Below are 22,384 nucleotides of genomic sequence, written 5' to 3'. Positions count from 1 at the left end.
ACCACTGAGAGGGGTCTGTTTTATGAAGAAGAGTAGAGAAAATCAAAGAGGATTGCGTGGGCCGATCAGGCTCGCCTTAATGGCGATGCTGATTCTGGCTACAGCATGGCTGCAGGCTTGCGGAGCTAATGGTAACTCGAATTCGAATTCGAAGGATAAGAATGCGAGTGCTTCAACAGGCACGGAGACAGCAGCAGCAGCGGATACGAACAGTAAAGTCCCGTCTGTGCTGAACTACGGCTACATTGGAAGCAATGATAAGAATCTTCCCGGCGGAGCGGAAGGCTGGGGCTTTTACAAAGGCATCATTCAAGAGGAATTGAAAAAGTATGGCATTGAAGAAGTAAAGCTGACGGGCTTCCCGAACGGCCCAGACCAGACGGAATCGCTCATCAGCGGACGGCTTGATTTTGGCGGGTTGGGTGATACTCCTGCGATAATTGCGCATGGATCTGGTGCAAAAACAAGACTGATCAATCAAACGAACATTACCAATGTCGGTTACTTAATTTCCGGACCTAATGGTCCTAAGACGATAGAAGAGCTGAAAGGCAAAACGATTGCGATTCAAAAAGGCTCCTATATGCACCGTTACGTTGTTGGTCTGCTTAAGCAGGCGGGCATTACAGATTACAAGCTGGTGCATATGCTTATTCCTGATGCACAGGCCGCACTGGCTAAAGGCGACGTGGATGCTATGACAAATACGGGCTACACAGCTCAAAAGCTGCTGGCACAAGGGTATACGCTGATCGATGATTCAACCAAGCATCCTGAGCTGCATGGAACAGGTGTGACCGTTGTATCGGAAAGCTATCTGGAGAAGTTCCCTGACTTCCCGAAGGTATGGAACGAAGCTCGTCAAAAAGCGCTTGAGGATTTAAAACAGCATGAAGAGGAGTACTACCAATTTATTGCTGATCTGAATAAAACAACGGTGGATCTGGCAAAGAAGGTAAGCCCAATCAGTGATATTACCGTAGAGCCATTCCCGACAGATGGTATTACGCGAATTACCGGCACGAAGGACTTCCTCGTTGAGGAAGGTCTGGCGAAGAAGGATTACAAGATCGAGGATTGGGAAGTGAAGTAACTCGTAAGGGGACGAAGGAGAGGGATAAGCATGGGGAATCATACGCTGACCATAGAGTCATTCACATTAGTATCAAGCAAGGGGAGCCGTTTGCAAGGAGAGGTAAAAGTGTTGGATGATGGTTTGCCTCACCCGGCCATTATTGTCAGCCATGGCTTTAGAGGACACAAGGATTGGGCGTTTTGGCCGGAGGTTACAAGTCGTTTGGCCGAAGAAGGCTTTTATACGGTCAGCTATAATTTCTCTCGTGTTTCCGCTAAGGAAGACGACTTGGAAGAAGGAGCTGTTGCAGCAGCATCTACCTTCTCTCAAGAGTTGGATGATTTGGATTTAATTCTTGAAGCTCTGCAGGGCGGCGATTTGCCGCTTCCTTATGCGGCGGATAAAGCGCGAATTGGGTTGCTTGGCCACAGCAGAGCTGGCGGAAGCAGTATTGTGACAGCGGGTGAACATGCTGAGCAGGTGAGTGCGCTGGCTGTATGGAATGGCGGTCCTCCGCCTTCCCGCCAGCCGCAGGAAGGCGAATCGGAACTGTCTCTGTTAGAGCAAGTCGTTCAGGAGGATTGGAAGCGGAATGAAAAGCGTTTTAATGTTCGTGATGCATTCACCGGCCTGCGGATTCCCGCCCTTATTGTGCAGGGGGATCAAGACCGCGAGCCGCTGCTTGCGCAGCTTCGCTACTTCCGGGAAGAGGCACCCCATCAGCAATATGTGCTTGTGCAAGGAGCGGACCATACCTTTAATGCAGTACATCCATACGAAGGGGCAACTCAGCAGCTGCAAGTCGCCTTGCAGGCGACAATCGACTTTTTCAAGAAGCAATTGGATTAAGAAAAAAGGCGCTTGAAGCGATTCAAGTGCCTCTTTGATGTGGATAAGCCAAGAAGGAGGACAAGAATGAGTGATTCAGCAGAACGTCAGCTGACGGCTGATGTATTGGTCATTGGCGGAGGCCCCGCGGGTGCTTGGGCGGCGTGGAGCGCCGCAACAAATGGGGCAAAGGTTGTGCTGGTAGACAAGGGGTACCTTGGCAGCAGTGGTGCAACCGCACCGGGTGGAACAAATCTGCTTTATTTGCCTCCGGACAAGGAAATGAGAGAGCAAGCTGTTGCAAGCAGGATGAAGCAAGGCGGCTATCTGGCTGAACCGGCATGGATTCATCGGGTGCTCGATCAGGTCTATACGAACATGGAGCTGATTGAGAAGTGGGGCTATCCTTTCGTGCGCGATGAGAATGGAACGCCAATGCGTGACCATCTGCATGGTCCGGAATATATGGCGATTATGCGTAAGGTCGTAAAGCGAGCTGGAGTGAAAGTTCTCGACCAATCACCAGCTCTAGAGTTACTAGTCGATGAGTTTGGTGTAGGCGGTGCCCGCGGCGTATCCCGTCAGGAAGACCAGACATGGGAGGTGCGCGCCAATGCCGTTGTGATCGCAACGGGCGGCTGTGCATTTTTGAGCAACGGGCTTGGCTGCAATGTGTTGACAGGTGACGGTTACCTGATGGCAGGTGAGCTTGGCGTCGAGTTGTCGGGAATGGAGTTTACCCGCAAATATGCACCGTCTCCAGCATTTGGATCAAATACGCGCTCCAGACTGCTTGGTTGGGCAACTTATTATGATAGCGACGGTAATGAAATTGTCGGCGGTCGGCAGGGAGATTTTCTGGCAGAGGCCCTCCTGAAGGGACCAGTCTACGCCATTATGAATAAGGCAGATACCCCAGAGAAGCAGGCTTTCCTAAGAAAATCCCATGCGATTTTCTTCCTACCGTATGACCGGGCGGGTATCGACGTGTTCACCGAACCTTTCCCTCTGACGCTTCGATATGAAGGAACAGTCCGCGGTACAGGGGGCATTCGAATTGTAGGCGATGACTGCAGCACAACTGTTGGCGGATTGTTCGCGGCAGGCGATGCAGCGACACGTGAGCGGATTACCGGTTCGGCATCCGGAGGAGGTGCGTTTAACGCTTCGTGGGCGATCTGCTCTGGAACTTGGGCGGGCAAAGGTGCGGCTGCTCATGCTTTATCCCATAGCCAAAGCGCTGCGGTACGTGATTTGAAGCCGGCCGGGCGATATGGGCTTGGTGCTGCTGCTACTTCGGGTGAGAATGCCGTCCCTTCGCAGGAGTTAATTAAGGAGATTCAAGATCAGGTGCTGCCGCTCACCATTAATTATTTTCGTACAGAGCGGGGGCTGAAGCAGGCATTACATCGTCTCGATGACGTATGGAATCGAGTGAACAGTCAAACCCCTCAGAACGTGCGGGAACAGGTCCGTGCACGAGAGACGGCGGCAATGGCCGCAACTGCCCGTTGGATGTACACAGCAGCTTTATCCCGGAAGGAAACCCGAAGCGGAGGTCTGCACGGGCTGGTGGAATATCCTGGACAGGATGAAACGCAGCAGCATCGGCTGCTCGTATCCGGGCTTGAGGAGATCCGTGTCCAAACAGAACAGGTGCCGGAATTACCTGCTGCCTTAACGGCAGCAGTCGAGGGGGTGCAGGCGGGATGATTGAGTTAGTAAGTGAGGAGCGGTGCATATCCTGCAATATTTGCGTCAAGGTATGCCCGACTAACGTATTTGATAAAGGCGAAGACGGCGTGCCTGTCATTGCCCGGCAAAGTGATTGCCAGACCTGCTTCATCTGCGAAGTTTATTGCCCGGCAGATGCACTTTATGTCTCTCCGTATGCCGAGCAGACGGTAGAAGTCAACGAGCAGGAGCTCGCGGACAAAGGTGTACTGGGCAGCTGGCGTGCGATTATCGGGTGGGGACCAGGTCGTACGAAGATCGCGGCGATTGATACGACGTCGTTCATTGACCGAATCCTGCCCCCTCGGACTGTCCGTCCGCAAGGTGTATCGGAAGTGTTGCGTGGCGGTAGCTAAATGAAAGGGATAGACGGAAAGAGCAAGGCCTAGGGAATCGTACTGCGATCCTGGGCCTTGTTTTTGTTTGTTGGGTAATGTGCTATGCTAGCAACGAAAAAGTACTGGAAATAGACAGGAGGTTACTATGATGAATCACCTGCTCCTGGCTGACGATGATCCCAATATCAGAGCGCTTGTCCGTTTCGTTATGACCCGTGAAGGTTATCAGGTGCATGAAGCGCGCGACGGGGCTGAAGCGATAGAGGTGATGACACGCGCGCCGATCAATCTGGCCATTATTGATATCATGATGCCGCATCTGGACGGGTTTGAGCTTTGCGAATATATTCGGGAGCACTTCGATATTCCGATCATTATACTCACGGCCAAGGATCAACTAATTGATAAAGAGCAAGGCTATCTAAAAGGGACGGATGATTACGTGACCAAGCCCTTCGAGCCAGAGGAGCTGCTCTATCGGGTCAAGGCGCTGTTTCGCCGTTATAAAAAGGTATCCAATGACATCATCCGAATGAATAGCATTACGATTGACCGTATAAACGTAGAAGTTACTGATGGAAAATCGGTACTATTGCTGCCGATGAAGGAATTTGAGCTTCTCGCCCAGCTTGCTCAGTATCCGGGCCGCCTCTTCTCCCGTGACGAGCTGATTCGTCTTGTATGGGGGGCGGATTTCGAGGGAGATGATCGGACCGTAGATGTTCACATCAAGCGACTCCGCCAGCGTTTTGCCGATTATGCTGATGATTTTACGATACAGACGGTACGGGGAATTGGCTACAAGGTAGAGGTGAGAGGCAAATGAAGTCATTGTACTTTAGGGTCTTTTTCATGACATTAGCGGTTATTCTTGTCAGCAGTATACTCGGGTTTCTGGTCTCTAACTATTATTATCATATAAAGCTTAAGCCTTATAACGATGACAAGCTGGTTAGTATTGCTGAGCAAATGAAGGATTTCATTGAGGCGGAGCCTGCCGGTATGGATCGTTATTTGCGCAATGCAGCAACTCTTGGCTATGAGATTTATGTGACGGACGGGCAGGGAGAATCACATGATTACGGCCGGAGCTTTCGTGAGCATGACTTGGACAATCAGGCTGTTGCAGCTGTTCTTGCTGGAGGAGTATACCACGGCGTAGCACAGTTTCCGAATAAGCCGTTCATAACCGGATTTTTCGAAAATCGGTTAAGCAACACCGTTGGCGTGCTCGTACAATCACCCGATAAGAAATATGCCTTGTTTATGCGCCCTGACGTTCTGCTGCAGTTCGGCGAGCTTCGAACTTTCTTTGCTCTGATTGGGTTGTTGACGGTAATCATCAGCGTTTTATTTTTTATAATCAGTACACGTTATTTGGTCAAGCCCATTACACGACTGACGGAGGCCACCAAACGGATCGCACAAGGGAATTACAATCTTCGCCTGCCAAAAAGAAGACGTGATGAAATCGGACAGCTTGCCGAGCATTTCATGACAATGAGTAAGGAGCTCGAGCGGGTTGATCAGTCACGTCAGCAGTTTGTCTCGAATGTCTCGCATGAAATTCAATCACCGCTTACCTCTATCCAAGGGTTTGCCAACGTATTAGCAGAGCAAGAGCTTCCGAAGGAGGAGCGTAAGCATTACGCCTCTATTATTGAAGCTGAAAGCCGGCACCTCTCTGTACTCAGTAAGCAGCTGCTAATGCTTTCTTCGTTGGAACAAGGGGAGGAGGCGTTAAACAAGAAGCACTTCCCCTTGTACAAACACATTCGCCAAGCTGCACAGGTTATGCAGTGGCAGCTCGAGGAGAAGGAGCTGCTGCTTAAGCTGTCCATTCCCGAGTCCATCACTCTTTACGGAGATGAGGTGCTGCTGCAGCAGGTGTGGATGAATCTGATTGGCAATGCGGTAAACCATATTCCGCCAGGGCGAAGTATTGAAGTTCGGGCGGAACAGATGCAATCCCAAATCATCATTGTTGTAGCGGATACAGGTGAGGGTATTCCTGCCGAGCATCTGCCGTTTCTGTTTGACCGGTTCTACCGCGTCGACCGCGCCCGCGAGCGTGCTTCAGGCCGGACAGGATTGGGACTGGCCATCGTCAAAAAGGTTGTACAGCTGCATGAAGGCAAAATCGAGGCAGGCAGTTCACTTGGTCAAGGCACCTGGTTTACGGTGACACTGCCCCAATTGTAATGGTCCGTTCATATGCCGTTCATTTTCGCTTCCTAAACTTGAGTCATTAAAGGGAGGGAAGCATCATGTATCTGGCCATTCGTGAGATTAGATTCGCCAAAGTTCGTTATTCGCTGATCGCAGCCATTATGCTGCTGGTCGCCTTTCTTGTGCTGTTCGTTACCGGGCTGGCGCAAGGTCTAGCCTATGATAATGCAGCTTCCATTGAGAATATGAATGCTACGCATTTTGTGATGGAGAAGGATTCCAATCATCGTTTTACACGGTCCCAGATTAAAGAGCAGGCGCTGACCCAAGCGGAGGCCATAGTCGGCGAGAATAACGTGCAGCCACTGGGTGTTCGTATGACAACCGTGACGGCCAAAGCTGCAAGCCTCAAGCTTGACGTAACACTGCTCGCTGTCAAGCCTGAGGGCTGGCTTTTGCCATCGGTCATTGAGGGGAACACCCTCACAGTGAAGAGTGAAGGACAAGTGCTTGTGGACGACAAGTTGAAGGATTCAGGGATTCGGATTGGTACGGTGATCGTAGACCAGACATCTGGTATGAAGTGGACCGTCAGTGGTTTTGTAACCCAGCAATCATTTAGTCATTCACCTGCGGTATTCTTAAGTGATCGAGACTGGCAGCAGCTTCAGTTGGTGTCGGCGACGAGACAAGGTGTCAGCGGGACGGATACCGATAAAGCTTATAGCGCATTTGCCATTCATTCAGATAAGGCACAAGTTGAACGTCTTGCGGCTGCTTTGCCGGATGCTGAGATCGTGACCAAATCGGCTGCAGTCTCTGCGATCCCGGGCTATAAGGAAGAGCAAGGCTCGCTAAAAATGATGATTGCATTTTTGTTTGTCATTTCTGCATTTGTACTTGCGGTGTTCTTCTACGTCATTACTATCCAAAAGAGCAGCCAGTTTGGCATTTTGAAGGCTATCGGTACACGTACCACATACTTGCTTTTAAGTGTTACCTTACAAGTGCTGCTCTTATGTGCAGGGAGTCTTATGATCAGCGTACTGCTCGTCCTTGGAGTAAAAGCATTGCTGCCAAGCGGCATGCCGTTTCAGCTTGATGCTTTTACACTAGCCGTTTCTTGTGGTGCATTTCTCGTCATGTCACTCGCAGGCTCCTTGTTTTCCGTATGGAAAGTGGCCAGAATTGACGCCTTGGATGCAATCGGGAGGACAGCGGCATGAGAGAAAGAATAATTCTTCATAATATAACCCGTAGGTTCGAGGATGGCGGTATACAGCGTACGATCCTTGATCAGTTGAATTTGTCTGTGTCGGAAGGAGAGCTGGTTGCTGTAATGGGACCTTCTGGTTCCGGTAAAAGCACATTCCTGTCCATTGCAGGTGCGCTTCTAGAGCCTACAAGTGGAGATGTTCTGCTCGATGGAGAATCGATCATCGGTAAAGATAAGCAGGCACTCTCGGATATGCGGCTGCATAAGCTCGGGTTTATTTTTCAAAGCGCGAATTTACTTCCTTATCTAAAGATTGAGGAGCAGCTGTTATTTGTGGCAAAACAAGGAGGTATGGACAACGTGCAGGCAGTTGGAAGAGCGAGGGGACTGCTGCAAAAGTTAGGCTTAAGCCAGCGCAGCCACGCTTATCCAGATAAGCTGTCCGGAGGGGAACGCCAGCGCGTCGCCATTGCTCGAGCACTTATGAACGATCCGGCTGTGCTCCTGGCTGACGAACCAACGGCAAGTTTGGACGCAAACCGGGGGATGGACGTTGTGCGTATGATTGCAGACGAGGTTAAGGAGCAAGGGAAGAGCGCGATCATGGTCACGCATGACGATCGAGTTCTGCCGCTTTGCGACCGAGTACTGTATTTGGAGGATGGACGTCTGGTTGAGCATTAAACGCGCTGTTCTGCTGGTCGCCAACTGAAGGAATGGAATGCGCTACGTTGGATTTCATGCAGGATAAGGCTCCATTCTCTCTTGGGAACTTGAGCTACGTTGGATTTCATGTAGTATAATCCGATTGTTTCGGCGGTAGAAGCTCCATTCATCGATTTTTTATTGTAGGGAATCCAACGTAACTAAGCCGTCGTTTAATTTAGCCTCCTTTTATTGGAGGAAATCCAATGTACAAGGCTCTGGAGTCTGATGAACTCTAGAGCCTTGTTTTTATTTGAACCTTTTTCGCCATTGCGCTCGTTATATCTCATATGGTAATTTCTAGGAGTAGAGAGGGGCACGGCGTTGATCATGAACAGAACATTGAAAATATCCGGAATCGTATTATTTATTCTACTGGCTGCAGCCGGATTGATCATATGGAAATATGACTTTCCGAAGAAGATTAATCTTACTTATCCGGCAGTCGAATTCAGGGCGGGTGATCCGTCTTCGGTGGATAAAACAACGATAACGATTAAAGGAACGTTGCACCGGAAGCTATGGCGCAATGAAAGCTTTTCAGGGCAGATTGATATTGCGAAGTATGAAGTAACAAAGTCGAGGATGGCTCCGTTTATCTTCCATAAAGAAATAAATTATGGTTGGGGCGTTTTAACTTATTTTAATGAAGCCTATAAAACGACGGGGGCAGTTAAAAGTTCAATTATTGTAATGTTAAGCTCAATTTGGAAAATAGGTGAGTTCGAGAGCTTAAAGCTGCTGCTTAATGAACCTGTTGGACAAAGTCCAAGTCAAGGAAAAGACCTCGAAATCATGGCCCCGGCTACTGATTACGAAAGTGCTCTTGCATTAGACCGTCAGTACAAGGAGCGGAATCAAAAATAATTAAACACGCGAAATCGAGCGAAGCATGCGATGGCCATCCCGGCCACCCGCAAGCTTCGCTCTTGTTTTTATTTGAACCTTTTTCACCATTGCGCTCGTTATAGCTCGTATGGTAATTTTTAGGAGTGGAGAGGGGCAGCATTGATCATGAGCAGAGCTTTGAAAATATCAGGAATCGTAATATTCATTCTACTGGCTGCAGCCGGATTGATCATATGGCAGTATGATTTTCCGAAGAAGATTAATCTTACTTATCCAGCAGTGGAATTCAGGGCAGGAGATCCGTCTTCGGTGGATAAGACAACGATAACAATTAAAGGAACTTTGCACCGGAAGCTGTTCCATGAACAAAGACGATTCACTGGGCAGATTGAAATTACGAAGTATGAAGAGACGAAGTCGAAGATGGCTCCGATTATATTCATTAAAGACTTTAATAATGGAGGGGGTTTTTTGAATTATATTGGTGCAGACTATAAACCAAATGGTGCAACTAAAAGGTTATATACAATCGGGATGGGTAGCATTTGGAAAGTGGGAGAGTTTGAAAGTATGAAGCTTCTCCTCTTTGAACCCGTTGGGAAAAGTGAAGGTGCAACCAAAGATCTCAAGATCATGGCCCCTGCTACTGATTATGAAAGTGCTCTTGCCCTAGACCGTTTATACAAAGAGCGCAATCAAGATTAATTAAGTATGCTAAAAATCGAGCGAAACCAACCAAGGCCTATAGGGCCTCATGTTGGTTTCGCTCTTGTTTGTTTTCGGCCAATTTGCTACAATAGAATTGTAGTTTAGTAAATTTATTAACTAAATTTTAAGTGAATGAGGCATATATGGCTACGATTAAACAAATTGCAAGCGAAGCAGGCGTCTCGTCTGCAACGGTATCCCGTGTGCTGAATAACGACTTGTCGCTAAGTGTCAGCGAGGAGACACGCAGCCGCATCTTTAATATTGCCGAACAGCTGCAATATAAGCCATCGCGCCTTAAGCGAATGAAGCAGGACAAGCTGCTATCGACGTTAAAGATTGGCCTCGTGATGTGGTCAACGCTTGAAGATGAGCATAGTGATCCTTATTTCAGTGCCATCCGGCGCGGGATTGAGACGCATTGTGAGGAGCTTGGCATTGCGATTGACAAGGTTATACGAGGTGCATTGAAGTCCGATATGACACCACTTAACGAGCTGGATGGCCTTATTGTCGTTGGCTCAGTTGATGATCAGGAGGTTAACCGGCTTTACCCGCATCGGGACAAAATTATTTTTGTAAACCATGATCTTGCTCCTGATGATTGTGATTCCGTTGAGCTTAACTTCGGGCAGGCGATGAAGGAAGTGCTTCGTCATTTGCACAAGCTTGGGCATACGGAGATTGGTTTTATCGGAGGCAGCTCTAATCCTGTCTCGCAGCAGGAAGAGGGGGATCAGGAGGATCCGCGTACAAGGATATTCGCAGAGCTTCAGCAGAAGCGCGGATTTTACAATCCCGATCTCATGTATTTGACGGATTGGTCTTCGAACGGCGGATACGAGACGATGCTTCGGATGCTGGATGCCGGGCATAGGCCTACGGCCTGTTTCGTAGCCAGCGATCCGATGGCTGTAGGTGCTCTTCGTGCGCTTCATGAGCGCGGTTTGCATGTGCCAGAGGATATGGCGATTATCGGCTTCGATGATATTGAGGTCTCCGCTTTTCTCACACCGCCGCTGACTACCGTTCGTGTCCATACCGAGCTGATGGGTCGGACGGCTGTGCAGTTATTGCTCGAGCGGGCAGAGGGCAGAGAAGTGGCCTCGCATATCACGATTAATACGAAGCTGATCATCCGAGAGAGCTGCGGAAGTAAGTAAACAAACTTTCCCTAACATGAGGAGGAACTAAGACAATGGCTATTTTTTACGATAAGGAACTAAATCTATTTCATCTGCAATCGAAGAATACAAGCTATGCTTTTCAAATTCTGAAGCAGGGTTATCCCGCTCACATCTATTGGGGCCGTAAAGTAAAAGGCTTGCAGCTCGACCGTCTGCTTCAGATTAAAGAAAGAGCATCGTTTAGCCCGAACCCGGATCAAGGTCAGCTGGATCTGTCCCTTGATGCGCTGCCGCAAGAGTTCCCTTCTTACGGAAGCACGGATTTCCGTTCGCCGGCTTACCAAGTAAAGCTGCCAAACGGCTCGACGATTTGCGAATTGACGTATGACTCCCATGTAATCTTCGACGGTAAAAAGAAACTCGATGGCTTGCCTGCCGTTTACGTAGAATCCGATTCGGAAGCGCAGACGCTTGAACTGACGCTGAAAGATGATCTGACAGGACTTACAGCTGTTTTGTCCTATACCGTATTTGAGAATCATGACGCGATTACGCGTTCTGTGAAATTCATCAACAGTGGTGAAATGACTCTTGATCTGCAGCGTGCGCTTAGCATGAGCGTTGATTTTGTTCATGACCGCTTCGAAATGCTGCAATTATCCGGGGCTTGGGCGCGTGAGCGTTATGTGCACAAACGGAAGCTTGAGCCTGGCATGCAGTCTGTTGAGAGCCGCCGTGGTTCTTCCAGCCATATGCAAAATCCTTTCCTCGCGCTGCTTGCTGAAGGGGCGACAGAGGATCATGGTGATGTTTATGGCGTTAACCTTGTCTACAGCGGCAGCTTTATCGCAGGAGTTGAGGTTGACCAGTATCATTCTTCGCGTTTATTTATTGGCATTAATCCATTTGATTTTAACTGGAAGCTTGAAGCAGGCCAGCAGTTCCAAACACCGGAAGCCGTTATGGTCTTCTCGCCAGACGGACTTGGCGGCATGTCCCGCATTTATCATGAGCTGTACCGGACAAGACTTGTTCGTGGTGAGTTCCGTGACAAGACTCGTCCAATCCTCGTGAATAACTGGGAGGCAACGTACTTCAACTTCAACGCGGACAAAATTGAAGCGATCGCAACAGCCGGCAAAGAGCTTGGCATCGAAATGTTTGTGCTGGATGACGGCTGGTTTGGCAAACGGAATGCGGATACGACCTCGCTTGGCGATTGGTTTGTTGACCGTAACAAGCTGCCGAATGGACTTGAGGATCTTGTTGATCGGGTGAAGCGTCTGGATATGCAGTTTGGCCTGTGGTTCGAGCCAGAGATGATCTCGCCGGAGAGCGAGCTGTACAAGGCACATCCGGATTGGTGTCTCCATGTAGAAGGACGCCGCAGATCGCAGGGCCGTAATCAGCTTATTCTCGACTACTCCCGCCAAGATGTTAGAGACTACATCGTGAAGACTGTATCGGATATTCTGTCGAGCTCGCCAATTACGTATGTAAAATGGGACATGAACCGCAATATGACAGAGATTGGTTCGGCTCTTCTGCCGGCAGACCGCCAGCGTGAGACTGCTCATCGCTACATGCTGGGACTTTATGAAGTGCTTGAGACAATCACTTCTTCGTTCCCACATATCCTGTTCGAAAGCTGCTCAGGCGGTGGCGGACGGTTTGATCCAGGTATGCTGTACTACATGCCGCAAACGTGGACGAGCGATAATACCGATGCGGTATCCCGTCTGAAAATCCAATACGGTACGAGCATCATCTATCCGATTAGCACGATGGGTGCCCATGTGTCGGCGATTCCGAATCATCAGGTAGGCCGTAAGGCATCTCTTGAGACAAGAGGAAATGTAGCGTTGTCCGGTAACTTCGGCTATGAGCTAGATTTGACGGTGTTCACAGAAGAAGAGAAAGAAGCTGTGAAAGAGCAGGTTGCTCTTTATAAAGATGTGCGTCCTCTCGTGCAATTCGGTGATTTCTATCGTTTGCTGAGCCCGTTCGAAGGTAATGAGACGGCTTGGATGTTCGTATCGAAAGACAAAAGCGAAGCATTTGTTGTCTATGTATCTGTCCTTCAAGAGGCAAATGCCAAGCTTGATCGTATCCGTCTGAAAGGGCTGGATCCTAACCTTGAATATGCACTTGATGGAGAAGACGGTGCATATGGCGGCGACGAGCTGATGCACGCAGGTCTGCAGACACCACTGTTCCACGGTGATTATGCAAGTAAGGTATACCGTTTCCGCGCGGTGAAATAAATAGAAGACTCTGAAGGGACAGTTCCTTTCAGAGTCTTTTTTTTTGTGTGGAGGTTTGTATAAATTTTGCTAATGCGCATATGTATGGAACGGGGAACAAGTACAATGGTAGTAAGTCAATCGGAAACGAAGGAGGTTATGATGAAGGTGAATATTCGCAGTTATCCGCTTAACCGGATGATGTCAACGAGGAACCTGACCGCTTTGCTGATTGCTTTCATGCTGACTCCTTTAATTTTGACCATACATGCCATGCTCCAGCAACGCTATTCGCAGTCGGCAATTGAGGACAATATATTCTCCCAGAATCGTTACCGGATCACCAGCCAGCAGCAGTCGATTAAGCTTGAGTTCCGAATTGATCCTGCTTATATTCCACGGAAGCCTGGTGAGGTATTCCATCTACATAAACTGATCTATAATCATCATCATACGAAAATATATTTGGAGACAGTTGCCTGGTACAACCCGCCTAAGAATTCAGATAATATCTACATTACATTAAAGTTTGATCCTACCTATCTGTACAGCAAGGGCAGTTTTGTTACGAGTACTATATTTAAAGAGGAACATAGCTATGGTGATGTGATGTTTCTTCCAACGTATTATGCCGATGATGGCAGCGTAATCCCCATTAATGACGGGAATAGCAGCCGGGAAGTCTTTATCCCAACCGAACAGCTGGAGGGCTTGAACGGCGGATTAACCTTAAAGTATGAAGGATTTAATCTGGTTAAATACGAGCGAGAGTAGATGGCTAGCGGCAAAGCCTTTGTTGTACTAAATACAACAATTTACATGATTAGCTAAAGTTATGTTGTTTTAATTCGATTATCCCCGGCTATCCCTATAAGATTATAACAACCATCTCTCCCTTATAATTGCGCCCTGTTCCCGTAATAGGGCTTTTTATTTGCTCACGATTCTTTCCTTTATAGAAACTGCTTCTTATATTCGCTTGGCGGAATGCCAACGGTGCTGCGGAAGATCCGGCTGAAATACAGCGGATTATCGTAGCCAACAACAGCTGCAACTTCCTTCACATGGAGAGAGGATTCGGAGAGGAGCTTTTTCGCTTCATTCATCCGAATGTCGGTAATATATTTCATCGGCGTCATGCCGGTTACTTCCTTAAACTTATGAATAAATCGGAATACACTTAAGCTGCATTCTCCTGCGAGATCAGAGATGCTTAAGTTGTCGCTGTATTTTTCATGCATGAAGGCAATCATCTGATTAATGTCAGGATGCCGGCCTTGTAATCCCAGCTCTTCTGTCGACTGCAGCCTTCTCCCAAGAAGGGTGAGCATCTCGAGCAGATAGGCGGTTGTCAGCTGACCACGAAGCGGCATATGGCTGTTTAGTTCTTGTATGATTTTTTTAAACAATGCAATCACTTCGTCTATGATTCCAATCGTATGAATGGACTGCTTCAGCAGACCAAATTGCTGCAAGTATTCATGAGCACTATATCCGGTAAAATGAATCCAATAAGCTTCCGTTCCATCCTCCGCCTGATAGCTGTAATGCTGCGGCTGCCCGGGTGTGTAGATGACGAGGTTCCCGCTTGTTACCTCGATCGTTTCGTCTTGAAAGCGAAATAATCCTTTTCCCCCTGTAATATAGATCAGTTGAAAATCAACCCGCCCTTGCTCCCGATTACGCGACAGGCTTTTGGTTTGGAGCCTTTGATAACCACACCAATTGACCGCTAGAAATTGCTCTGTATTGTTAAGGCCATGCTCCTGCCAACTATGCGCATCGCCGGAAATACTGATCACAAGCCTCACACTCCTGAAACAATTTTGTGTATGTTTACAGCAATTTGATTCATTCTATATTCCCTATTATAGCTCTATAATCTAGGTGAATCGCAATTTTGTGAATGCGAAAGGGGAAAGAAGATGAACAAGGGGCGTATCATTAATCATATCAATTTGGGCTGGAAGTTTTATAGAGGCGATGAGCCTAGTGCTTGGTATAAAGGCTTTGATGATTCCGATTGGCGCAATGTCACTCTTCCTCATGATTGGTCCGTTGAGGAGCCGTTCTCGGAGGAGCATTCCAGTGGAACTGGTTACTTGCCGGGTGGCATAGGCTGGTACCGGAAATCGATATCCCTCCCTTCGGATCTCCAAGGAAAACGTGTCTTCATTACATTTGAAGGCGTTTACAATAATTCGCAGGTGTGGTGCAACAGCTATTATATCGGGAAAAGGCCTTACGGCTACAGCTCGTTTACTTATGATATAACCGATTTTATTTCTTTCGGCGACAGCCCAAATGTTATTACGGTGAAAGTCGATCATAAGGACATTGCAGATTCCAGATGGTTCACCGGCTCCGGTATTTATAGAGATGTATACGTGACCGTTACGGATCAGGTTCATATGGATACATACGGTGTGTTTGTCACCACGCCAGAAGTATCGGAGGAGCAGGCAACGGTGGCTGTTGACGTTCGGTTATCGAATGGAAATGCCAAGGATGAATCTGTACAGATTCGAAATGTGCTCTTGGATCAGGCAGGGCAAATCGTTCAAACCGTGAACAACAGCGTAACGGTATCGGGTGAGTCTATAAAAGATACGGAGCAGTCCATGATTGTCGCGAATCCGAAGCTTTGGTCGCCGGATACCCCTTATCTCTACACTCTACGGACAGAAGTGAGCAAAGACGGCGAGTTGATCGATCATGTTGAGACACCGGTCGGCATTCGTTGGTTTACTTTTGATCCCGCGCAAGGCTTCTTCCTTAATGGCGTTAATATGAAAATGAAGGGCGTATGCGTTCATCACGATGCAGGTGGTCTAGGTGCTGCTGTTCCGGCAAAAGTATGGGTTCGCAGGCTTGAGGCTTTGAAGGAAATGGGATGTAATGCAATTCGGATGAGCCATAACCCGCCAGCTTCTAATTTGCTGGATCTATGTGATCAGATGGGCTTCCTCGTCATTGACGAAGCATTTGATGAATGGGAAGGCGTGAAGAATAAGTGGTCGACTGGCCATAACGTCTACCCGCCGAAGCATTTTGGCTATTATGAGGATTTCCCGCAGTGGGGTGAGATTGATCTGAAGGAGATGGTGCTGCGTGACCGCAACCATCCATCCATCATTATGTGGAGCATCGGCAATGAGGTCGATTACCCGAATGATCCGTATTGCCATCCTTATTTCGAGACAATGACTGGCAATAATGATGCGAACAAACCGGCTGCCGAGCGGCAATATGATCCGAATAAGCCCAATGCGGATCGTCTGGCAACGATTGCGAGACGACTTGCGAAAGCGGTCAAGGAATGTGATACAACTAGACCGGTTACAGCAGCACTGGCTTTCCCGGAATTATCGAACTTAACAGGCTATGCGGAAGCGCTCGATATTGTAGGCTACAACTATAAAGAGCACATGTATAAAGATGATTTGCAGCAATATCCGGATCGGGTGACTTACGGCAGCGAAAATAGCTCCAGCCTCGAAGCCTGGCTTGCTGTTCGGGATAATGATGCAATAAGTGCCCAGTTCATCTGGACGGGCATTGATTATTTGGGTGAAGCAAGAGGCTGGCCAGTACGGGTAGCTGGTGCCGGCTTCCTAGACACGGCCGGATTTAAGAAGACGAGCTATTATTACCGTCAAAGCTTATGGAGTGATAAGCCGGTAGTCTTCCTCACGGCGATGAAGGCTGACGAAGCGGAGAAGGGATCCAGAAGATGGACCGGCGGCGATCCGTATTGGAATTTTGAAGCGGGAGAGCTGATGAGGGTTAGCTGCCATACGAATTGTGAAGAGGCGGAGCTGTTCCTGAACGGGCGGTCGCTTGGCAGCAAGAAGCTGGCGGATGCCCCGCGGTTGTATCTGACTTGGGAAATTACCTATGAAGAAGGTACGTTAGAGGTGGCTGCGAAAGCGCAGGATGGAGCTATCCATACTTGCACGCTGAGTACCGTATCGAAACCGGCTCAATTGCAGGTGAAAGTGGATACTGCCGAGCTTCATGCCGATGGACAGGATATTGCTCATATCGAGATTCAGATTACGGATGATGATGGCCGTCCAGTCTATACAGCTGATCATCCTATTGCCCTGTCTATTGAAGGTCCAGGTGAAATTATCGGGATGGAGAATGGCAATATTCAAGATTTGGAGCCGTATAGCTCAAGAACTCGGAAAGCCCATCACGGCAAACTTCTTGCCTATGTAAGAACAACAACGCAGGTTGGAGAGATCGTCGTGACCGCGGAGGCAGAAGGACTGGGGACTTCGAAGGTAACGATCAAATCAGTAGATATTGTTGAAACCGTGCAAGCATAAGCAGGCATTGCAGCCTAATCATCTCTTGGGAGGGATCTAACAAATATGAACGCATTTAACGGACTAGGTATGGGACTTGGTAATTTAGCACGGGTATCAAACGCGGTGACGCGGTCGATTTCGCCGGAGAATTTTACGGGCGAGAAGGGCAAGGGAGCGATGGCGACAGAAGGAACGGGTGCTCAGGCGGCCCGCGACTTAGGATTAGGCTGGAAAGTGTCTCCTTCCGTAAAAATCGAAGGGCATGAAGAGTTCACGATGGGCGTTATCGACGGGCCGGGTATGATTCAAAATATTTGGCTGACCTGTCCTCATCAGGCAGTAAGATCCCTTATCTTCAAAATTTACTGGGATGAGGAAGAGGATCCGTCCGTGTGTGTACCGGTAGGCGATTTCTTCTGTAACGGCTGGGGTGAACGGGCACTGGTCAATTCGCTGCCGATCTCGGTTAATCCGGCTGGGGGCTTCAACAGTTATTGGGAGATGCCTTTCCGCAAGAAGGCACGAATTGTCATGACCAACCTGTCGCATGAAGCTACGTTCCTGTATTACCAAATCAACTACACACTGACGGACATTCCAGAGGATATGGCTTATTTCCATGCGCAGTGGCGCCGCAGCAATCCAGTCAAATATATGGACGTTCATACGATTGTTGACGGCATTAAAGGTAAAGGTCATTATGTCGGTACTTATCTCGCCTGGCAGGTGAACAGTAACAACTGGTGGGGAGAAGGCGAGATGAAATTCTACATGGATGGGGATAAGGATTATCCGACAATCTGTGGGACAGGTACCGAGGATTATTTCGGCGGAGCCTGGAACTGGGATATGAACGGGCAGTACGTAACGTACTCCACGCCGTTCCTCGGCATGCATCAGGCAATTAAGGCGGATGGCTTGTACAAGGCGAATCAGCGCTTTGGCATGTACCGTTTCCATGTGATGGACCCGATCCGTTTCGAGGAAGACTTTAAAGTAACAGTGCAGGCACTAGGTTGGCGCTCGCATGGACGATATCTGCCGCTGCAGGACGACATTGCATCGGTTGCTTATTGGTATCAGCTTGAGCCGCATGCTGCTCATCCGGCTATGCCAAGCCTTGATGAATTGGAGATTATTTAACTTTGTGAAAAAAGCCGACCAATGGTCGGCTTTTTACTTTTATTACAGGTCCAATAGTTCAGACTCGTAACGTTCGAACAACCGTTTCAAAGCTTCCATACTTCTATCGGAGGTTGAATGTATGGCCTCAATTAACTCATTAATTCGAGTTGTCATGATGAGGAGATATTTTGCTTCCTCGGTCCCCGGATTCCAGTAGGTGTGGGCAATCCCTCTTGGAGCGATAACCGCATCGCCAGCTTGTGCCTCAATCACTTGCTCTCCAATTTGAAAGCCAAGTGTCCCCTTTAGGATGTACCAGGCTTCGTCATCCTCATGATGAATATGCAACGGGGCAATCTTCATAGGTTCAGCTCCTGCTGTACATCCTTCGGCTGTCCATTCTGCCATGACGAGATTTGCTCCTGCGTTCGCTAATAATTGCCCAGCTAACGGTGATGAAATGATATTCATATTGGCTGCCCCTTCCTCATATCGCGTGGAGATAAGCCCCTAAGCTGACGGAACAGCTTCGAGAAGCTGTTAATGCTGCTGCATCCGACTTCGGCGGCAATATCTGTAACGCTCATCGAAGTATTTTTCAGCAGGTACTCTGCTTTATTGACTCGGTTCAGATTCATATATTGGACGAGTGTTTGGCCAGTCATTCTTTTGAACATCCGGCAAAAATGGTACGGGCTTAAATGAACGAAGGAAGCTGCCTGCTCAACAGTGACACGTTCAGTCATGTCGGATTCAAGAAGAGTAAGCAGCTCCTTGAACTGGTCAGTCTTCGTGCGAAAAGCATTCATCTCCGTGTCGCTGCGCTGCTTCACGGTAAACTCCCGGCTGAGCCAGGTGAAGAGCAGCTGGCAGTAGGAGCGGACGGCAAGCTCGAAGCCATGGCGCTTTTGCTCGAATTCGTCGGCAAGCTGCATGGCGATCTGTTTCAAAAGCGGATAAAAAGGATCTGTCTGCTCGATCCGGTTCGCGATCATCGATAAGCCGTTCGTATAAGGAGCGACCAAGTCTACAATATGCGGCTCCTTCAGCCCCAGCATGGACGGGTTGAACACAAAAGCATAGACCGTGAATGGTTCATTCGGGTGAAGCGAGGTGGCCGAGTGCAGCTCGCCGCTGTTGACGAACAGCATATCGCCGGGTTTGGTCGGGAAGGGCTGTCCCCCAATTTGATAAACAACCTCACCACTCTCGACATAGATCAGCTCGAAATGCTCATGCCAATGAAGCCGCAGTGAGCATCCGGGCCGGAAGGTGGGGTGAAATACATTGATTGGCAGAGCAGGGTCGGTCATGATTGTATTTTCCCATAAGTCTCTTCGCATGATGCTGCCTCCGGCAATCAGATTAGCAAGATCGGGATAATAAAGAACAAGAAGTAGTAAGACATTTTCAGTTGAAAGTTCTATATTGATTAATGTTATCACAGATTCAAGAATTGGTGGATAACTGAATCGTTGAGCAAAATTGTTTAACAAGCTGGGAGGCAGCAGACAGTAATGGTGCGCATCAAGACAGATAAGTCTCTTTCGTTATACACACTCGCTTGGCCGATTGCCATCGAGTTGATTTTACAATTTCTAATGGGAACTGTGGACTCCTTGATGGTCAGTAAGCTTGGGGATAACGCGGTATCGGCCGTAGGCGTATCCAATCAGGTTATGCGTTCTTTGTTAACCATCTTTGTGCTGATAAACGGTGGTGTAGGCATTATTATTGCGCGGAAATGGGGAGCAGGCGACCCGAATACAGCACGTCGTGCAGCGGCTATGGCTATAAAAGTTGGCGTTATTGGCGGAGCGCTTGTCAGTCTCTTGTTTGCTTTTGGCTCAGGGGCGATCGTACATCTCATGGGTACACCAGCCGAAGTAGTGCCGCAGGCAACCACCTATATGACGTTTATTGGAGCATGCTCTATCCTGACGGAGATGACCATGATGCTGACGGTGATGATCCGGAATACAGGCAATACGCGCGGGCCGATGATGATTGCCATTGGGATGAATGCAGTTCATGTTCTGCTGAACTATGTGTTTATATTCGGAGAGTTTGGGTTTCATCAGATGGGGATTGAAGGGATTGGGATCTCGACCATCATCAGCCGCCTGCTTGCGGTAATCGTTGGAGTATGGCTACTGCTTCGATCATTCCCGAGTTCGTTTCAGCGGAGTGACTGGCGTGGTTTTGACCGTCCGCTGCTGAAGGAAATGCTCGGAATTGGTCTGCCGAATCTGGGTAATGCCGCATCCTGGGGCTATTCCCAGATCGTAACGCTGGCCATCGTATCTTCTATGGGGGCAGTCCAGCTCGCGACATTTTCTTACTTCAATATTATCCAGCAGCTGCCGTGGCTGATTGGTAATTCGATTGGAATGGCCGTTCAAATTCAGTGTGGCCAGCTATACGGCGGGAAGCGGTATGACGAGGTATACCGGGCGCCTTATAGAGCCGCAGCAATTGGAATTATTCCGACACTTGCGCTTGCCATTCTTCTATATGTATTCGGGAATAGGACGGTCGGGTGGTTCACTTCCGATCAGGAGATTACCAGCTTGCTGCTGCCATTATTCCTCTGGTGTATGGTCTGGCAGCCGATGCGTACATGGACCTATTCGTTCAATCAGTCTTTGATGGCGATAGGTGAAGCCAGGTTTGTTGCGCTGAGTAGTGTCCTTGGCATGTGGATCTTTGCAACAGGCGGAGCTTATGTATTTGGCGTGGTGCTTGGAATGGGTGTCAAAGGTGTATTATTCGGCTTATTGCTCGACGAGTTCCTCCGTGCGATCCTTGTCGGTTGGCGCTGGCTCGGCCGCCGCAAGCTGCCCCGGCAAATCGAGCAGCAATCTGTTGTGCAGACGGTGTAGACGAATTGTTGGGGGGACTTCCATCATCGGACTGTCCAAGTAAGTCTAGCTGCGCTATTCGATAAGACCCTGCGGGGGTCTTATTGGGTGAGCGTTAAGTGAAATTAGTGATCATAAGACCCTGCGAGGGTCTTATTTTTTTGAAATTAGCAGAAAACGGCCCCGTTGTGATCAAAATGAGATCCAATAATACCCTGCGGGGGTCTTATCTGGTGATCGTTAAGTGAAGTGAGTAATCATAAGACCCTGTGAGGGTCTTATCGCTATGCATCCGTGTACCAAAACCCATCGTCTTTTTAAACGACTTATGAGACCCCCCCCTTTTTTTTCGGGCAGCAGAGCGTACGTTGGAAAATATCCAGCATAACGGCGGAAGGATTTTCTGCTCAAAAGCTGCGTTGGAGTTCATCCAATGAAATGGACGCTAGAGAGGCAATTTTGCTCTCTAGAGGTCTTTTCTACTGGATGAAATCCAGTTTGTGACGGACAGTGGCATGAATACGGGCGATTAAGCTGTGCGAAATCCAGTCTGCGTTTAGCGGGCAGCGATGGAATGGCTTTGAAGGGAAGTGAAGTTAAAGTAAAGTGGCGCTAGAGCAGCACCTGTACGGTGCATCACATACTCCCAAATGAAGGAATTACCAGCTTCATGCTTGAACTTGTATGTTAATCAAGCATTGGAGGAATGTAATTGTACCGGTATGTTCTATTACTCGCGTTTGTGCTGGTGGCAGGCTGCAGCAACCAGACTAACACGATTCAAAAGAATAGCAGCGCAACAATCGCGCTTGAGCAATATTATTTCTCGGGCATAGTGGAGCGGATCAATCAGTTAAGCACAAAGCTGCTCGCTGACGGCTATAAAGTGAGCGCCCCAGTCTCGTACGAGCATGAAGGCTCAACCGAATATTCTATATACTCAACGAAAGAAATACCTAAAGGTCAAATTGTGGTTGAAGATCAGAAAGCAGCGCGTTACGCGGATGAGTTCGATGTAGGCTATGATGGTAATGGCTTTGTTCCGGTTGACACCGAAAATCCCGTTATTATATAGTTAGATTATAGATTA

Annotated in this window: 20 protein-coding genes; 17 read left to right on the top strand and 3 right to left on the bottom strand. The window is 48.5% G+C overall.

Going from position 1 to position 22,384, the window contains the following annotated elements:
* Positions 1–22 precede the first annotated feature (22 nt).
* The 13 genes from AB4Y93_RS12220 to AB4Y93_RS12160 all read left to right on the top strand — a co-directional run bounded on the left by AB4Y93_RS12220 (position 23) and on the right by AB4Y93_RS12160 (position 13,766).
* The gene (locus AB4Y93_RS12220; protein WP_441892243.1) at positions 23–1,093 is read left to right on the top strand and encodes an ABC transporter substrate-binding protein; all 1,071 of its coding nucleotides are present in this window, start codon (positions 23–25) and stop codon (positions 1,091–1,093) included.
* Between the two features lie 30 nt (positions 1,094–1,123).
* A complete protein-coding gene (locus AB4Y93_RS12215) occupies positions 1,124–1,924 on the top strand; it encodes an alpha/beta hydrolase family protein (RefSeq protein WP_441892241.1) in 801 nt (266 codons plus the stop codon).
* Positions 1,925–1,990: 66 nt separating this feature from the next.
* Positions 1,991–3,616, top strand: a complete 1,626-nt coding sequence (locus AB4Y93_RS12210) for an FAD-dependent oxidoreductase (RefSeq protein ID WP_441892239.1) — start codon at positions 1,991–1,993, stop codon at positions 3,614–3,616.
* Positions 3,613–3,993: a 4Fe-4S binding protein gene (locus AB4Y93_RS12205; protein ID WP_441892237.1), complete on the top strand. Its 381-nt coding sequence runs from the start codon at positions 3,613–3,615 to the stop codon at positions 3,991–3,993. Before AB4Y93_RS12210 ends, AB4Y93_RS12205 begins: the two co-directional genes overlap by 4 nt.
* Before the next feature lie 130 nt (positions 3,994–4,123).
* The gene (locus AB4Y93_RS12200) at positions 4,124–4,801 is read left to right on the top strand and encodes a response regulator transcription factor (protein ID WP_441892553.1); all 678 of its coding nucleotides are present in this window, start codon (positions 4,124–4,126) and stop codon (positions 4,799–4,801) included.
* Positions 4,798–6,177, top strand: coding sequence for a sensor histidine kinase (locus AB4Y93_RS12195; RefSeq protein ID WP_441892235.1), 1,380 nt, complete (start codon positions 4,798–4,800; stop codon positions 6,175–6,177). The genes AB4Y93_RS12200 and AB4Y93_RS12195 overlap by 4 nt, the downstream gene beginning before the upstream one ends.
* A 65-nt stretch (positions 6,178–6,242) precedes the next feature.
* A complete protein-coding gene (locus AB4Y93_RS12190) occupies positions 6,243–7,370 on the top strand; it encodes an ABC transporter permease (RefSeq protein WP_441892233.1) in 1,128 nt (375 codons plus the stop codon).
* Positions 7,367–8,044 carry an ABC transporter ATP-binding protein gene (locus tag AB4Y93_RS12185; protein ID WP_441892231.1) on the top strand — a complete coding sequence of 226 codons (678 nt, stop codon included), beginning with the start codon at positions 7,367–7,369 and terminating at the stop codon, positions 8,042–8,044. Before AB4Y93_RS12190 ends, AB4Y93_RS12185 begins: the two co-directional genes overlap by 4 nt.
* Before the next feature lie 351 nt (positions 8,045–8,395).
* A complete protein-coding gene (locus tag AB4Y93_RS12180) occupies positions 8,396–8,932 on the top strand; it encodes a hypothetical protein (RefSeq protein ID WP_441892229.1) in 537 nt (178 codons plus the stop codon).
* A 147-nt stretch (positions 8,933–9,079) separates the two neighbouring features.
* Positions 9,080–9,619: a hypothetical protein gene (locus AB4Y93_RS12175; RefSeq protein ID WP_441892227.1), complete on the top strand. Its 540-nt coding sequence runs from the start codon at positions 9,080–9,082 to the stop codon at positions 9,617–9,619.
* A 146-nt stretch (positions 9,620–9,765) separates the two neighbouring features.
* Positions 9,766–10,785, top strand: a complete 1,020-nt coding sequence (locus AB4Y93_RS12170; RefSeq protein WP_441892225.1) for a LacI family DNA-binding transcriptional regulator — start codon at positions 9,766–9,768, stop codon at positions 10,783–10,785.
* Positions 10,786–10,820: 35 nt separating this feature from the next.
* Positions 10,821–13,013: an alpha-galactosidase gene (locus AB4Y93_RS12165; protein WP_441892223.1), complete on the top strand. Its 2,193-nt coding sequence runs from the start codon at positions 10,821–10,823 to the stop codon at positions 13,011–13,013.
* Between the two features lie 105 nt (positions 13,014–13,118).
* Positions 13,119–13,766 (top strand): hypothetical protein, encoded by a 648-nt coding sequence (locus AB4Y93_RS12160; protein WP_441892221.1) that lies wholly within the window; start codon positions 13,119–13,121, stop codon positions 13,764–13,766.
* A 179-nt stretch (positions 13,767–13,945) separates the two neighbouring features.
* Here the strand turns inward: AB4Y93_RS12160 and AB4Y93_RS12155 are convergent, their stop codons facing one another.
* Positions 13,946–14,794 carry a helix-turn-helix domain-containing protein gene (locus AB4Y93_RS12155; RefSeq protein WP_441892219.1) on the bottom strand — a complete coding sequence of 283 codons (849 nt, stop codon included), beginning with the start codon at positions 14,792–14,794 and terminating at the stop codon, positions 13,946–13,948.
* A gap of 123 nt (positions 14,795–14,917) precedes the next feature.
* On the opposite strand from AB4Y93_RS12155, the gene AB4Y93_RS12150 reads away from it, so the two are divergent.
* Both AB4Y93_RS12150 and AB4Y93_RS12145 read left to right on the top strand, forming a co-directional pair.
* Positions 14,918–17,326, top strand: a complete 2,409-nt coding sequence (locus AB4Y93_RS12150; RefSeq protein ID WP_441892217.1) for a glycoside hydrolase family 2 TIM barrel-domain containing protein — start codon at positions 14,918–14,920, stop codon at positions 17,324–17,326.
* Between the two features lie 45 nt (positions 17,327–17,371).
* Complete coding sequence (locus tag AB4Y93_RS12145) at positions 17,372–18,451, top strand: glycoside hydrolase family 172 protein (protein ID WP_441892215.1); 1,080 nt, start codon at positions 17,372–17,374, stop codon at positions 18,449–18,451.
* A 42-nt stretch (positions 18,452–18,493) separates the two neighbouring features.
* Here the strand turns inward: AB4Y93_RS12145 and AB4Y93_RS12140 are convergent, their stop codons facing one another.
* Both AB4Y93_RS12140 and AB4Y93_RS12135 read right to left on the bottom strand, forming a co-directional pair.
* A complete protein-coding gene (locus AB4Y93_RS12140) occupies positions 18,494–18,904 on the bottom strand; it encodes a cupin domain-containing protein (protein ID WP_441892213.1) in 411 nt (136 codons plus the stop codon).
* The gene (locus tag AB4Y93_RS12135; protein ID WP_441892211.1) at positions 18,901–19,776 is read right to left on the bottom strand and encodes an AraC family transcriptional regulator; all 876 of its coding nucleotides are present in this window, start codon (positions 19,774–19,776) and stop codon (positions 18,901–18,903) included. Before AB4Y93_RS12135 ends, AB4Y93_RS12140 begins: the two co-directional genes overlap by 4 nt.
* 174 nt (positions 19,777–19,950) lie before the next feature.
* Between AB4Y93_RS12135 and AB4Y93_RS12130 the strand changes: the two genes are divergently transcribed.
* Both AB4Y93_RS12130 and AB4Y93_RS12125 read left to right on the top strand, forming a co-directional pair.
* Positions 19,951–21,315 carry an MATE family efflux transporter gene (locus AB4Y93_RS12130; RefSeq protein WP_441892209.1) on the top strand — a complete coding sequence of 455 codons (1,365 nt, stop codon included), beginning with the start codon at positions 19,951–19,953 and terminating at the stop codon, positions 21,313–21,315.
* Between the two features lie 691 nt (positions 21,316–22,006).
* Entirely contained in the window at positions 22,007–22,369 is a 363-nt protein-coding gene (locus AB4Y93_RS12125) for a hypothetical protein (RefSeq protein ID WP_441892207.1), read from the top strand.
* Positions 22,370–22,384: the final 15 nt, after the last annotated feature.

Origin of the sequence: Paenibacillus sp. YAF4_2 (genome assembly GCF_052113225.1) — a bacterium.
Taxonomy (GTDB): domain Bacteria; phylum Bacillota; class Bacilli; order Paenibacillales; family Paenibacillaceae; genus Pristimantibacillus.
Note: the sequence above shows the minus strand (reverse complement) of the source record. Positions and strands in the feature narration are given on the sequence as shown.